Source organism: Streptomyces endophyticus, assembly GCF_035798155.1.
In the GTDB taxonomy this organism is placed as follows: domain Bacteria; phylum Actinomycetota; class Actinomycetes; order Streptomycetales; family Streptomycetaceae; genus Streptomyces; species Streptomyces endophyticus.
Genome location: NZ_JAOZYC010000098.1, coordinates 12,330 through 25,716, shown reverse-complemented (window position 1 = coordinate 25,716; position 13,387 = coordinate 12,330). Strand labels below are relative to the sequence as shown.

Here is a 13,387-nt window from a genome sequence, read left to right as displayed (position 1 = left end):
TTTCATGCGTCCAATGCATGAAGCCGCCATAATCGTTCCCATGGAGCATGAACAGAGGTCGGAGGGGCGCTTGTCACCGCTTAGTGACACGGAAGACATCGTCACACTCCTCGCGCCGCGCCTCGCCCACTTCGCCGGGGTCGCCCGCACCGAGCACGTCACGCGCGCGGCGCAGGAGATGAACGTGCCGCAGTCCACGCTCTCCCGCGCCATGGTCCGCCTCGAACGCGATCTGGGCGTCGACCTGTTCGCCCGGCACGGCCGCACGGTGTCGCTGACCCCCGCAGGCCGTACGTTCCTCTCCTCGGTGGAGCGCGCGCTCGGCGAGGTCGAGAAGGCGGTCGAGTCGGTGCGCGCCGACGCCGACCCCGAGTCCGGCAAGGTCGCCTTCGGCTTCCTGCACACGATGGGTACGGAGACGGTGCCCGGCCTGATCCGCGCCTTCCGCGCCGAACACCCCCGCATCCGCTTCAGCCTCGTGCAGAACTACGGGGAGGCGATGCTGGAGCGGCTGCGCGCGGGCGAGCTCGACCTGTGTCTCACCTCGCCCGTCCCGGACGCGCCGGGCCTGGTCGCACGCCGCCTCGACGAGCAGCGCCTGCGCCTCGTCGTCCCGGACCACCACCGCCTCGCCACCCGCAAGCGCATCCGCCTGGAGGAGGCGGCCGAGGAAACCTTCGTCACCCTCGAACCCGGCTACGGCCTGCGCCGCATCTGCGACGACCTGTGCGCCGAGGCCGGGTTCACGCCGCGGATCGCGTTCGAGGGCGAGGAGGCGGAGACGCTGCGCGGCTTCGTCGCGGCGGGGCTCGGGGTCGCGCTCCTGCCGCCGCCGACCGTGCCGCGCCCGGGAGTCGTGGAGCTCGCGGTGACCGGGCAGCGGGCCGTGCGGGAGATCGGCGTCGCGTGGCTTGACGGCCACCCGGACACACCTCCCGTAGCGGCCTTCAAGAAGTTCCTGCTGTCACGCAGGGGAAGACTCCTACCGGAACACACCTATTCAAGCCCTGGTGCAGCCCAATCAAGCCCCTGCGGCGCTTAAGCAGCGGGATCCGGTGCAGCCAAATCAAGCCCCTGCGGCGATTGAGCAGCGGGGTCCGGGGCAGAGCCCCGCGACCGCAACGCCGGTCCGGGCGCACAACGGTTGGCGGCGCCCAGCCTCAGAGCGTGCGCCCAAACCCGGCCGCCAACGGCATCCGCAACCCCAACGGCGGCGGCGCCGCAAGCGCGTCCCGCAGCGGGCGCGAGAACGGCCGCCCGAACAGCGTGCCCAGCACGAAGTCCACGGCCAGGGAGGCGACTTCGAAGCGGTGCTGCGCCAGCCCGTGCCCGTCCGAGTGCACCTCGAAGCGGCACACGTCACGGTTCGCCTTCTTCGCGCGGCCCGCGAGCCGGAAGGACAACTCCGGGTCCGTACGCCGGTCATCGGTGCCGTGCACGATGAGGACCCGGCGGCCCGCGAGCTGCTTGACCGGTTCGAGCGGCGCCGCCACATCGTCCTCCGGCAGCCAAGGGGCGAGCGCCAGCACGGAGTTGACGGCCTCGTGGCCGCCCGCGTGCAGCGCCGCGCGGCCGCCCATGTCGAGGCCGGCGAGGCAGATCGGTACGTCCCCGTAGCGGCGCACGACCTCGTCGGCGGCCCACCGGGCATCGCGCGCGAGGTCGGCCTGCGTCTCGTTCCAGCCGCGGCACCGGTACTGCACGACATGCGTGACCAGGCCCGCGTCCCGCCCCGCGCGCGTGAGGCGGCGCGCGAGCGGGCGCAGCGCGGCCCGGTCCACCGGGGAGGGTCTGCGGGTCGAGGTCTCCTCGCCCGCGGGGAGCAGCAGCACCACACCGCCCACCGCTCCCGGCACCGGCCCGGCCGCCTTGGCAAGCCGCGCCTCGCGGCCCTGTGTCGCTCGCTGCTGCATGACAGCACAGTGTCAGAAGCCCGGCGCGCACCGCCGGTCGACGGGTCACCGTTGCGTATCGACGGATCATGGCCCGGTCGTTCCTGGTGACCGATCGCAACGAACCGACAACGAACCGCAGCGATCTACGCGCGTAGGAGTTAGAGTGCGGAAATGACGAGCCCGATCACCGTGAACCCCAACAGCCCCCGGGTGCCGACCGCCGAGCAGATCCGTCGCGCGCCCAAGGTGCTCCTACACGACCACCTCGACGGCGGGCTGAGGCCCGGCACGATCGTCGACCTGGCGCGCGAGCAGGGGTACGAGAATCTGCCGGAGGCAGACGCCGACAAGCTCGGCGTCTGGTTCCGTGAAGCGGCCGACTCCGGTTCCCTGGAGCGGTACTTGGAGACGTTCAGCCACACCTGCGCCGTCATGCAGACGCGCGAGGCGCTGTTCCGCGTCGCCGCCGAGTGCGCCGAGGACCTCGCCGAGGACGGCGTCGTCTACGCCGAGATCCGCTACGCCCCCGAGCAGCACCTGGAACAGGGGCTGACCCTCGAAGAGGTCGTCGAGGCGGTCAACGAGGGCTTCAGGGAGGGCGAGCGGCGCGCGAAGGAGAGCGGTCACCGCATCCGCGTCGGCGCCCTGCTCACCGCGATGCGGCACGCGGCCCGCGCCCTGGAGATCGCCGAACTCGCCAACCGCTACCGGGATCTCGGTGTCGTCGGCTTCGACATCGCGGGAGCGGAGGCCGGCTTCCCGCCCACCCGCCACCTCGACGCCTTCGAGTACCTCAAGCGGGAGAACAACCACTTCACGATCCACGCGGGCGAGGCCTTCGGGCTTCCGTCCATCTGGCAGGCCCTCCAGTGGTGCGGCGCGGACCGGCTCGGGCACGGCGTGCGCATCATCGACGACATCAAGGTGGAGGCCGACGGCAGCGTACAGCTGGGCCGCCTCGCCTCGTACGTGCGCGACAAGCGGATCCCGCTGGAGCTGTGCCCCTCGTCGAACCTGCAGACCGGTGCCGCGAGTTCCTATGGGGAGCACCCCATCGGCCTGCTTCGGAAGCTGCATTTTCGTGCGACGGTCAACACCGACAACCGCCTCATGTCCGGTACGTCGATGAGCCGCGAATTCGAGCACCTGGTCGACGCCTTCGGCTACACGCTCGACGACATGCAGTGGTTTTCTGTCAATGCGATGAAGTCAGCATTCATTCCTTTCGATGAACGACTGGCGATGATCAATGACGTCATCAAGCCCGGATACGCCGAGTTGAAATCCGAATGGCTGTTCCGTCAGACCGCCTCCACCAGCGGTTCTGTCGTCGAGTAGGGCCTTTGGGAGGGACGTTGACGCGGTCGGGAACGATTGTTCCCGGCCGTTCTTCCCGGCGGTTCGCTGTTTGCGGGCGCAGCGAAGGAATGTTTACGGTCATGGACCGCTCATTCCCCCGTCATCGTCAAGAGGACGCATTTCACAATGAAGCACTCTGCTGCCAAGACCCTCGGTGTCGCCGCTCTCGGCGCCGCTTTCGCCGCCGCCGGTGCCGGTGCCGCGAGCGCCGCCCCGGCCGCCCCCGACGCGACCGACACCGTCGGATCCGTGACCTCCGCCCTCCCGCTGCAGGACGTGGCGTCCTCGCTGCCCGCCGGTGCCGAGTCCCTGGCCGCCGGCCAGGGCGCTGTGGCCAACGGCCTGAGCACGGCCACGCCCGTCGTCGGTCAGGCCGCGAAGGGCGCCCTGCCGGTCGACGGCGACCCGGTCTCCGGGCTGCTCGGCGGTCTGCCGATCGGCGGCTGACCCGAACCGGACGCACACGCCGAAGGGGCGCACCCGCGATCTCGCGGGCGCGCCCCTTCGGCGTGGGTGCGAACGGACGTCACCAGGCCTGGCGGACCTTGTTCTCACTCGGGAACAGGATCCACAGCGCGATGTAGAGCAGGAACTGCGGGCCCGGCAGCAGACAGGAGACCAGGAAGATCACGCGCATCGTGGTCGCGGAGGTGCCGAAGCGCCGTGCCAGCGCTGCGCACACTCCGCCGATCATCCGTCCGTTGGTGGGGCGGGCAAGGGCGGTCATGGTGGGCTCCTTCGCGAACCGTATGTCTTCGGTGTGTGGTGCTTACGTCTTCGAAGGTACGGCGAAGGACCGGGCAAAACGTCAGCTCACGGTGCGATGCCGACCCTGGGAATCGTCGGGGTCGGACCCTGAGCCGCCTCCTGCGGGGGGAGGGGATCGAGCTCGGCCCTGCGGCGGAGCCGGGAGCGCAGGGCGGGCACCACGAGGAGATGGGCGAGCACGACACCCACCGTGTTCAGGAGCAGCGAGTCGATGTCCACGACCTGGCCCGGCACTCCGGTCTGCAGCAGTTCGATGCCGAGCGAGATCAGTGCGGCCAAGGCCGCCGTGCGCACAAGCGAACCCCACAACGACACATACAGACGGCCGCCCGCGACGGGCAGGAGCACGCCGAGCGGGGCGAGCAGCGCCAGGCCCTCACCGAGACGCAGCGCCGCCTCGCGCCAGCCGAGCGCGAGGTCGGAGCGGATGCCGGCCAAGGGGTGCAGGTTCGCCGCGCTGACCCAGGGCACGTCCAGGGGGCGCAGCGTGAACCAGGCAACGAATAGGAGATGCGCGGCGAGAAGGGCGATCCCTGCCGCACGGAAATGGAAGGCGGCCCTGTGGCCGCCCGAGCGATGACGCTGCACGCACCCCTAGACGCCGGGCGCGGGAGGATCGGTTCCGCCGAGGTCGGGCGTTCGTCAGTCCAGGGTCTTCGTGGGTGCCGGGATCAGGCCCGGGCGCGCCTTCAGGGCTTCCGTACAGGTGTATTCGCGGGCCGGGGCGGCGTCCGGGCCGCCGAGGATCACGTGCTCGTCGTCCTCCGCCGTGACCTCGCTGTTCGCGAACGTGCAGATGACCTGGGCCAGGGCATAGGGGGACATGTCGGCCGGCGGGGCGTTCAGGCGCAGCGCGTCCGCGGGGTCGCCCTCGCGCGGGCCCGAGACCTCCAGGCCGGAACGGACGTCCGTCGTGTAGCCCGCTGTCTTCTCCTCGCCGGAGGGAGCCGCCTCCAGCTGCCCCAGCAGCTCCCGGGCCACCACGACCCGGTCGGACGACTGGCCGCGCTCCAGCGTGATGGTCCGGTCGACCGTGACCAGCTGCGACGTACAGACCAGATAGACCTGCACCGGGAACTCGCCACCCGCCTGCGCCCCCATGTCGTCCGAGCCGGACAGGGCGCAGCCCACGCGCGTGGGCGCGGCACCGAAGTCGGTCGGCACCTCGGTGGGCCGGATCCCGCATCCGGTGAGCAGGACCGCGGCGAGGCCGATGAGGACCCATGGGCGTACCCGTCGCGTCACTTCGCGGCACCGCCTTCTCGCGCTTCCCCGGGGTCCTCCTCCGCGGCGGACGCGAGCGGCCCCGCGTCCTGCGGCAGGTAGAACGTGAACACGGCTCCCCCGTCGGGGGAGTTGGCGGCGCCGATCCGGCCCCCGTGGATACGGGCGTTCTCCATGGCGATGGACAGGCCGAGGCCGCTGCCCTCCGAGCGGGGCCGCGAGGCGCTCGCCTTGTAGAAGCGGTCGAAGACGTGCGGCAGGACGTCCTCGGGGATGCCCGGACCGTGGTCGCGTACGGAGATGACGACCTCCGAGCCTTCGCCGGGGCGTTCGTGAGGTTCCACCCGCACCGAGACGCGCACGGGGGACCCGCCGTGCTTGAGCGCGTTGCCGATCAGGTTCGCGAGGATCACGTCGAGGCGGCGCGGGTCGAGGCGGGCCGTGATGCCGCGCTCGGCGTCGAGTTCGACGGCGTCCAGCCAGGCGCGGGCGTCGATGCAGGCGGTGATCTGGTCGGCGAGGTCGACGTCGTCGAGGACGAGCTTGGCGCTGCCCGCGTCGAAGCGGGTGACCTCCATGAGGTTCTCGACGAGGTCGTTCAGGCGCCGGGTCTCGCTGACCACGAGACGTACGGCCGGTTCGATCATGGGGTCGACCGAGCCGGTCTCGGCGTCGAGCTCCTCCTCAAGGACCTCCGTCACCGCGGTGATCGCGGTCAGCGGCGTGCGCAGCTCGTGCGACATGTCGGCGACGAAGCGGCGCGAGGACTCGTCGCGGGAGCTCATGTCCGCGACCTTCTTCTCCAGATTCTCCGCCGTCTTGTTGAACGTACGGGAGAGCTCGGCGAGTTCGTCCGTTCCGGAGACGCGCAGACGTGTGTCGAGCTTGCCCTCGCCGAGGCGGCGCGCGGCGACCCCAAGCCGGTGCACGGGCTTGAGCACCGTCGTCGCGGCGGCCTGCGCGAGCAGCGCGGAGCCGATGAGGGCGAGCGCGGTGGCGATGCCGAGCGACCAGGCGAGCGAGCTGAGGTCCTTGGCCTCCGGCTCCAGGGACTTGAGCATGTAGCCGGTCGGCCCGTCGTCCACGGTGGCGCCGCCGACCAGGTACGGGGTGTCGTCCTGCGTGATCCGCTGCCAGTACAGGTGGTACGCGTGCTTGTTGCCGCCGTCGATCGGCTGCTTCTTGGTCACCGCGTCCTGCAGCGACTTCGGCACGTCGGCGACGGTGAAGGCGTCCAGATCGGAATTGCCCACGACCCGGCGGCCGTTCTCGTCCTTCGCCATGAGCATCACGCTGAAGTGCTGGCTGCTGCCCGCCATCAGGTTCGCCGCGTGCTGCAACTCGCCCTGTGTGGGCACCTCCGGCAGCGCCGCCGCCCGGTTCTGCATCTCCTGCTTGAAGTCGCTGAGCGCGGAGTCCTGCGTGCGCGTGAGCACGGCCTCACGGTTGAGCCAGTACGCGATCCCCGACGCGGACACCGCGGCGGTCAGGGCCACGAGCGCGAACACGACGACCAGGCGCAGCCGCAGGCTGGTGAAGCGCAGGCCGGCGAGGAGTGTCTTCTTGGCCGCGGCCGTGCCCCGGAGCTTGTCGTGCGGTTTCGTCACTGAGGCGTGTCCAGCCGGTAGCCCACCCCGCGCACCGTACGGATCAGGGTCGGCGACGACGGCACGTCCTCGATCTTCGCGCGCAGCCGCTGCACGCACGCGTCGACGAGCCGCGAGTCACCGAGGTAGTCGTGCTCCCACACCAGGCGCAGCAACTGCTGCCGGGACAGCGCCTGTCCGGGCCGCCGGCTCAGTTCGAGCAGCAAGCGCAGCTCGGTGGGCGTCAGTTGCAGGTCCTCGCCGTTCTTCGTCACCGTCATCGCGGCACGGTCGATCACCAACGAGCCGAACGTCGCGGCGTCGTTGGCCTCCCGCTCACCGCGCCGCAGCACCGCGCGGATCCGCGCGTCGAGCACGCGCCCCTGCACCGGCTTCACGACATAGTCGTCGGCCCCGGATTCGAGGCCCACCACGACGTCGATGTCGTCGCTGCGCGCGGTCAGCAGGATGATCGGCAGTTGGTCGGTGCGCCGGATGCGCCGGCACACCTCGAAACCGTCGATGCCGGGCAGCATCACATCGAGGACGATCAGATCGGGCCGCTGCTCGCGCAGCGACTTCAGACCGTCCTCTCCGGTGGCAGCGGTGGCGACCCGGTGGCCCTGGCGTGTAAGTGACAGCTCCAGGGCCGTGCGGATGGCGTCGTCGTCCTCGATCAGCAACAGGGAAGGCACAAGCGCCATTCTGGCCCATCAGAGGCCTTCAGTTCGACCGAGTGTGCCCTTCAGGTGCGGGGAAGAGGCCCGGCGAAGGTCCGGTGGAGGTTCGGCAGGGGTCCGGCGAGGCCGCTTGTTCCATGCCCGCTCCCCGATAAAGGAGCCGCTGTGACAGGCCTGTGACAGTCGACGGACACCGTCATGAAGTCGGCCCGGCAAGATTTTGGTCATCGCGAAGAAGGACCGCGACGACGACGCAGAAGTATTCGGTACTCCACGACGGGGGGCGCGAGATGAACACGCTGCACAGCACCACCTCAAGCGCGGTTGTCACGCGTCTGCACGACATGGGCCGAGTGGCTTCCGAGCGTCACGAGAAGTCCGGTGCGGTGAGCGGGCGGGGGTGCGCTCGCGGCACCGGGCGTCAGCACACCGGGTTCATGACGGTGGTTGACACGCGGGAAACGGTGACCGAGGGGGGTCACGGGGGAGCCGCGTACAGGGAGCACTCGGGGGAGCAGCGCCGGACGTCCTTGTCGGAGGCCGAGTTCACGGCTTACGTCCAGGAGCGCCGCGCCTCCCTGTACGCGACCGCCTACCACCTGACCGGTGACCGGTTCGAGGCCGAGGACCTGCTGCAGAGCGCGCTGTTCTCGACGTACCGGGCCTGGGACCGGATCAGCGACAAGGCCGCGGTCGGGGGCTACCTCCGCCGCACCATGACGAACCTGCACATCAGCGCGTGGCGCCGCCGCAAGCTGAACGAGTACCCGACCGAGGAGCTGCCGGAGACGGCCAACGACACGGACGCGATGCGCGGCACCGAGCTGCGCGCGGTCCTGTGGCAGGCGCTGGCCCGGCTGCCCGAACTCCAGCGCACCATGCTGGTCCTTCGTTACTACGAGGGCCGTACGGACCCGGAGATCGCGGAGATCCTCGACATCAGCGTGGGAACGGTGAAGTCCAGCATCTGGCGCTCGCTGCGGCGACTGCGCGAGGACGAGGTGCTCAGCTTCGGCCGTGACCAGGAGGAGTCCTTCGGCGAGCTCGTCGCCTGAAGGCTGGGGGGAACGGGACCCTGTTCGGGGGAGCGGGGTTCGGTACGGGGGACGTACGGGGGAGCAGTAGGGGGGAGTGAGCGGGACCGGAAGGCCGGGGGGTCTTTCCGGTCCCGTTTCATATGCGTCCGGCTTGGCTTGTGCGGGTGTTACGTACGGGTGTTACGTACGGGTGTTACAGGGAGCGCGCCTTCACACAGCGCCCCGCCGCGGCCGCGGCGACGCGGCCCAGCGCCTCCTCCTTGCCGCACGCGTGCGCGCCGAGCGCCATCTGGCGGGCCACGATGGACCGCTCCGTCCGCATCAGACGCCAGCCGCGGCGCAGCAGGAACGGCACCGACTTGCGGCCCTCCTTGAGATCACGCAGCAGCCGGCGGCGGAACGTCGTCGACGGGCGGCCGCGCAGGCACAGCGCGTCGGCGAGCACCCCCAACTCCCGGCAGCGCTCCACGATGTCCGCCGCGAAGATGCCCTCGGCGATGAACAGCGGCGTGCGCTCGATGTCCAGCGTCTCCTCGCCCACGCGTGAGCTGGAGGGGATGTCGTAGACGGGAACACTCGTCCGCCCCTGCGCGCACAGCGCCACGATCGCGGCGACCGCGACCTCGGCGTCCCAGGGCAGCGGCGAGTCCCAGTCGATGTCCGAGGTGCCCGGCACCAGCGGCAGCGTGGGGTCCCCCGCCTCTTTGTAGAAGTCGTCGAGGCACAGGACAGGCAGCCCGGAGCGGGCCGCGAAGGACGACTTGCCGGAGCCCGAGGGGCCGGAGAGCAGGACGACCCGCGTCGGTATCGGAGGATGCGAACTCACGAGTCACCAGTGTGAGGCATGGAGACCGCGGTGCCTCCCCGCGTGGTGTCGGTGTGGCACGCACCACGCCAACTACCCTGTGTACCCACATGATTACGCAGGCGAAAGGTTTCGGGCGGAACACCATGGCACGACACGTAGACCACAAGCCCTCCTCCGTGCGGCGCACCCTGATGCGCGTCGGACTCACCGTGACCGCGGCCGGCGCGGTCGTCGCGGGGGGTGGCGCCGCCGCGAGCGCGGCACCGATCCCCCTACCGCAGTCGTCGACCGGCGACTCCAACATCGACGGGGCGGCCGAGGGCGTCTCGACGGCGCTCAACTCGGCCACGTCGAACGGCCTCGGCACGCTGAAGAAGCTGCCCCTGGACCCGCTGGCCGGGACGGGGGTCGATCCGCTGGCCAACTCGATCGGTACGCAGGTCGCGGACTTCGCGCCGGTCAGCACGTCCGCGGTTACCGGTCCTGTGGCTTCGGGGGCGTCGCTGGAGGAGTTGCCCGTGGTGGGGCCCGTGACGGGTGTGCTGCCGGGCTGAGTCCCAGGTCTCGGGGCTCCGCCCCGGACCCCGCTGCTCAAACTCCCCCAGCTACCGCTGGGAGGTGCCCCCTGTCGGGGCTTGATTTGCCCACCCGCCGCAGGGCTTGCCGCTGCGGCGGGTGGGGGTGACTAGTACGCGGAGCCCGACGCGCCCAGCGAACCCGTCGGGTGCCAGACCGTCTTGGTCTCCAGGAAGTGCGTCAGGCGGTCCGTGCCCGGGTCCGCCGTGAAATCCTCCACAGGCTGTGGACGGCGTACGCGCTTCAGGTTGTCGGCGGCCGCGATCTCCAGCTGCTTCGCCAACTCGGCGTCGGCGCCCGTCAGGTCGATGCCGTTCACGTCCTGGTGCGCGGCGAGCGACGGCGCGATCTCCGCCGCCTTGCCGGACAGCACGTTCACGACGCCACCGGGCAGGTCCGAGGTCGCGAGCACCTCGCCGAGGGAGAGCGCCGGGAGCGGAGACCTCTCGCTGGTGATCACGACGACCGTGTTGCCGCTCGCGATGACCGGGGCGATCACCGAGATCAGGCCGAGGAAGGACGAGTCCTGCGGCGCGACGACCGCGACGACGCCGGTCGGTTCGGGTGTGGACAGGTTGAGATACGGCCCCGCGACGGGGTTCGCCCCGCCGACCACCTGGCCGATCTTGTCGGTCCAGCCCGCGTACCAGACCCAGCGGTCGATGGCGGCGTCCACGACGGCCGCGGCCTTCGACTTACCGATGCCCTCCGCCTCGGAGACCTCGCGCACGAACTGCTCGCGGCGGCCCTCCAGCATCTCGGCGACGCGGTACAGGACCTGCCCGCGGTTGTACGCCGTCGCGCCCTGCCAGCCGCCGAACGCCTTGCGGGCGGCGACCACGGCGTCACGGGCGTCCTTGCGGGAGGACAGCGGCGCGTTGGCCAGCCACTCGCCGCTCTTGCCCGCCGCGGAAGCGGCTGATGTCACTGCGGTCACTTCGTACACCCGGCCGCTCTCGGAACGCGGGAACTTCCCGCCGACGTACAGCTTGTAGGTCTTGAGAACACTCAGACGGTTGGGCTCAGACATCGAGGTACGCCTCCAGGCCGTGGCGACCGCCCTCGCGGCCGAAGCCCGACTCCTTGTAGCCGCCGAAGGGCGAGGTCGGGTCGAACTTGTTGAACGTGTTGGCCCAGACGACCCCGGCGCGGAGCTTGTTCGCGACCGCGAGGATGCGCGAGCCCTTCTCCGTCCAGATACCGGCCGAGAGCCCGTACTGCGAGTTGTTGGCCTTGGCGACGGCCTCGTCCGGCGTGCGGAAGGTGAGCACGGACAGGACCGGGCCGAAGATCTCGTCGCGGGCGACGGTGTGCGCCTGCGTGACGTTCGTGAAGAGCGTCGGCGCGAACCAGTAGCCGGAGGAGGGGAGTTCGCACGGGGCCGACCAGCGCTCGGCGCCCTCGGCCTCGCCCTGCTCGGTGAGCGCGGTGATCCGGGCCAGCTGCTCGGCCGAGTTGATGGCGCCGATGTCGGTGTTCTTGTCGAGCGGGTCGCCGAGGCGGAGGGTGCCGAGGCGGCGCTTCAGCGAGTCGAGCAGCTCGTCCTGGATCGACTCCTGGACGAGGAGGCGGCTGCCCGCGCAGCAGACCTGGCCCTGGTTGAAGAAGATGCCCGTGACGATGCCCTCGACGGCCTGGTCGATGGGGGCGTCGTCGAAGACGATGTTCGCGCCCTTGCCGCCGAGTTCGAGCGTCAGCTTCTTGTCCGTACCGGCGACGGTGCGGGCGATCTCCTTGCCGACGGCCGTGGAGCCGGTGAAGGCGACCTTGTTCACATCGGGGTGGGCGACGAGCGCAGCGCCCGAATCGCCGTACCCGGGAAGGATGTTGACGACGCCCTTCGGCAGGCCCGCCTGGCGGCAGATGTCCGCGAAGAAGAGGGCGGACAGCGGGGTCGTCTCGGCGGGCTTGAGCACGACGGTGTTGCCCGTCGCAAGCGCCGGGGCGATCTTCCACGCCAGCATCAGGAGCGGGAAGTTCCAGGGGATGACCTGGCCCGCGACGCCGAGCGGCCGCGGCGCGGCGCCGAATCCGGCGTGGTCGAGTTTGTCCGCCCAGCCCGCGTAGTAGAAGAAGTGCGCGGCGACCAGGGGGAGGTCCGCGTCGCGGGTCTCCCTGATCGGCTTGCCGTTGTCGAGCGTCTCCAGGACGGCGAGCTCGCGGCTGCGCTCCTGGATGATGCGCGCGATGCGGAAGAGGTACTTGCCGCGCTCGGCGCCCGGCAGCGCGGACCACTTCTCGAAGGCCTTGCGGGCCGCCTGCACGGCGCGGTCCACGTCCGCCTCGCCGGCCTGCGCGACCTCGGAGAGGACCTCTTCGGTCGACGGCGAGACGGTCTTGAAGACCTTGCCGTCGGCGGCCTCGGTGAACTCGCCGTCGATGAACAGCCCGTAGGAGGGGGCGATGTCGACGACGGACCGCGACTCGGGGGCCGGTGCGTACTCGAACACAGATGTCTGCTTTTCCGTAGTCATGGGGCCTCAGTCCACCGTCACGTAGTCGGGACCGGAGTAGCGTCCTGTGGCCAGCTTCTGACGCTGCATCAGCAGGTCGTTCAGAAGGCTGGAGGCGCCGAAGCGGAACCAGTGGTTGTCGAGCCAGTCCTCGCCCGCGGTCTCGTTCACGATGACCAGGAACTTGACGGCGTCCTTGGAGGTGCGAATGCCGCCAGCGGGCTTCACACCGATCTGTACCCCGGTGGTGGCGCGGAAGTCGCGTACGGCTTCGAGCATGAGGAGGGTGTTGGCCGGCGTCGCGTTCACCCCCACCTTGCCCGTGGAGGTCTTGATGAAGTCGGCCCCGGCCAGCATGCCGATCCAGCTCGCGCGCCGGATGTTGTCGTACGTCGAGAGCTCACCGGTCTCGAAGATGACCTTGAGCCGGGCGGCGCCGGAGGCCTCCTTCACCGCGCGGATCTCGTCGTGGACCTTCATGTAGTCGCCCGCGAGGAAGGCGCCGCGATCGATGACCATGTCGATCTCGTCGGCCCCCGCGGCCACGGCCTCCCGTACGTCCCCGAGCTTGACTTCCAGGGCGGCGCGGCCGGCCGGGAAGGCCGTCGCGACGGAGGCGACCTTGACGTCCGTGCCGGCGACGGCGGCCTTCGCGGTGGCCACCATGTCGGGGTAGACGCAGAGCGCCGCCGTGCGCGGTGCGGTGCGGTCGGTGGGGTCCGGGTTGATCGCCTTGGCGCCGAGGGCCCGGACCTTGCCCGGGGTGTCGGCGCCTTCCAGGGTCGTCAGGTCGATCATCGAGATGGCCAGGTCGATGGCGTACGCCTTCGCCGTGGTCTTGATGGAACGGGTCCCGAGCGAAGCGGCGCGCGCCTCCAGGCCGACCGCGTCGACGCCGGGCAACCCGTGCAGGAAGCGGCGCAGCGTGCTGTCGGACGCGGTGACGTCGCTGAGAGCGGGTGCGGGTGCAGAACTGGGCATGGTCACGAGGGGAGCATATC

The 13,387-nt window shown here is 70.3% G+C and carries 15 protein-coding genes; 5 read left to right on the top strand and 10 right to left on the bottom strand.

The window, feature by feature from the left end:
• Positions 1-40 precede the first annotated feature (40 nt).
• Complete coding sequence (locus tag OKJ99_RS13910) at positions 41-1,042, top strand: LysR family transcriptional regulator (RefSeq protein ID WP_326016386.1); 1,002 nt, start codon at positions 41-43, stop codon at positions 1,040-1,042.
• 118 nt (positions 1,043-1,160) lie between these two features.
• On the opposite strand, the gene OKJ99_RS13905 is transcribed toward OKJ99_RS13910, so the two are convergent.
• Positions 1,161-1,913 carry an alpha/beta hydrolase gene (locus OKJ99_RS13905; protein ID WP_326016385.1) on the bottom strand — a complete coding sequence of 251 codons (753 nt, stop codon included), beginning with the start codon at positions 1,911-1,913 and terminating at the stop codon, positions 1,161-1,163.
• Between the two features lie 153 nt (positions 1,914-2,066).
• On the opposite strand from OKJ99_RS13905, the gene OKJ99_RS13900 reads away from it, so the two are divergent.
• Positions 2,067-3,233 carry an adenosine deaminase gene (locus OKJ99_RS13900; RefSeq protein ID WP_326016384.1) on the top strand — a complete coding sequence of 389 codons (1,167 nt, stop codon included), beginning with the start codon at positions 2,067-2,069 and terminating at the stop codon, positions 3,231-3,233.
• Between the two features lie 147 nt (positions 3,234-3,380).
• Complete coding sequence (locus OKJ99_RS13895; protein WP_326016383.1) at positions 3,381-3,701, top strand: ATP-binding protein; 321 nt, start codon at positions 3,381-3,383, stop codon at positions 3,699-3,701.
• Between the two features lie 79 nt (positions 3,702-3,780).
• On the opposite strand, the gene OKJ99_RS13890 is transcribed toward OKJ99_RS13895, so the two are convergent.
• The 5 genes from OKJ99_RS13890 to afsQ1 form a co-directional block, all read right to left on the bottom strand.
• Positions 3,781-3,981, bottom strand: coding sequence for a PspC domain-containing protein (locus tag OKJ99_RS13890; RefSeq protein ID WP_326016382.1), 201 nt, complete (start codon positions 3,979-3,981; stop codon positions 3,781-3,783).
• An 86-nt stretch (positions 3,982-4,067) separates the two neighbouring features.
• On the bottom strand, positions 4,068-4,610 hold the full coding sequence (locus OKJ99_RS13885) for a VanZ family protein (RefSeq protein WP_407700690.1): 543 nt from the start codon (positions 4,608-4,610) through the stop codon (positions 4,068-4,070).
• Between the two features lie 54 nt (positions 4,611-4,664).
• Complete coding sequence (locus OKJ99_RS13880) at positions 4,665-5,267, bottom strand: hypothetical protein (RefSeq protein WP_326016381.1); 603 nt, start codon at positions 5,265-5,267, stop codon at positions 4,665-4,667.
• Positions 5,264-6,853 (bottom strand): HAMP domain-containing sensor histidine kinase, encoded by a 1,590-nt coding sequence (locus OKJ99_RS13875; RefSeq protein ID WP_326016380.1) that lies wholly within the window; start codon positions 6,851-6,853, stop codon positions 5,264-5,266. The genes OKJ99_RS13880 and OKJ99_RS13875 overlap by 4 nt, the downstream gene beginning before the upstream one ends.
• Complete coding sequence (gene afsQ1 / locus OKJ99_RS13870) at positions 6,850-7,527, bottom strand: two-component system response regulator AfsQ1 (RefSeq protein WP_326016379.1); 678 nt, start codon at positions 7,525-7,527, stop codon at positions 6,850-6,852. The genes OKJ99_RS13875 and afsQ1 overlap by 4 nt, the downstream gene beginning before the upstream one ends.
• Before the next feature lie 275 nt (positions 7,528-7,802).
• Between afsQ1 and OKJ99_RS13865 the strand changes: the two genes are divergently transcribed.
• Positions 7,803-8,567: a SigE family RNA polymerase sigma factor gene (locus tag OKJ99_RS13865; RefSeq protein WP_326016378.1), complete on the top strand. Its 765-nt coding sequence runs from the start codon at positions 7,803-7,805 to the stop codon at positions 8,565-8,567.
• 175 nt (positions 8,568-8,742) lie between these two features.
• Here OKJ99_RS13865 and OKJ99_RS13860 read toward each other — a convergent pair whose 3' ends face one another.
• Positions 8,743-9,375, bottom strand: coding sequence for an ATP-binding protein (locus OKJ99_RS13860; protein WP_326016377.1), 633 nt, complete (start codon positions 9,373-9,375; stop codon positions 8,743-8,745).
• 125 nt (positions 9,376-9,500) lie between these two features.
• On the opposite strand from OKJ99_RS13860, the gene OKJ99_RS13855 reads away from it, so the two are divergent.
• Positions 9,501-9,911: a hypothetical protein gene (locus tag OKJ99_RS13855; protein ID WP_326016376.1), complete on the top strand. Its 411-nt coding sequence runs from the start codon at positions 9,501-9,503 to the stop codon at positions 9,909-9,911.
• A 131-nt stretch (positions 9,912-10,042) separates the two neighbouring features.
• Here the strand turns inward: OKJ99_RS13855 and OKJ99_RS13850 are convergent, their stop codons facing one another.
• Genes OKJ99_RS13850 through deoC form a run of 3 tightly spaced genes read right to left on the bottom strand, consistent with a single transcriptional unit; the run spans position 10,043 to position 13,367 of the window.
• Positions 10,043-10,963, bottom strand: a complete 921-nt coding sequence (locus tag OKJ99_RS13850) for an aldehyde dehydrogenase family protein (RefSeq protein WP_326016375.1) — start codon at positions 10,961-10,963, stop codon at positions 10,043-10,045.
• Positions 10,956-12,407, bottom strand: a complete 1,452-nt coding sequence (locus tag OKJ99_RS13845; RefSeq protein ID WP_326016374.1) for an aldehyde dehydrogenase family protein — start codon at positions 12,405-12,407, stop codon at positions 10,956-10,958. Before OKJ99_RS13845 ends, OKJ99_RS13850 begins: the two co-directional genes overlap by 8 nt.
• A 6-nt stretch (positions 12,408-12,413) precedes the next feature.
• Positions 12,414-13,367 (bottom strand): deoxyribose-phosphate aldolase, encoded by a 954-nt coding sequence (deoC, locus tag OKJ99_RS13840; RefSeq protein WP_326016373.1) that lies wholly within the window; start codon positions 13,365-13,367, stop codon positions 12,414-12,416.
• Between the last annotated feature and the right edge of the window lie 20 nt (positions 13,368-13,387).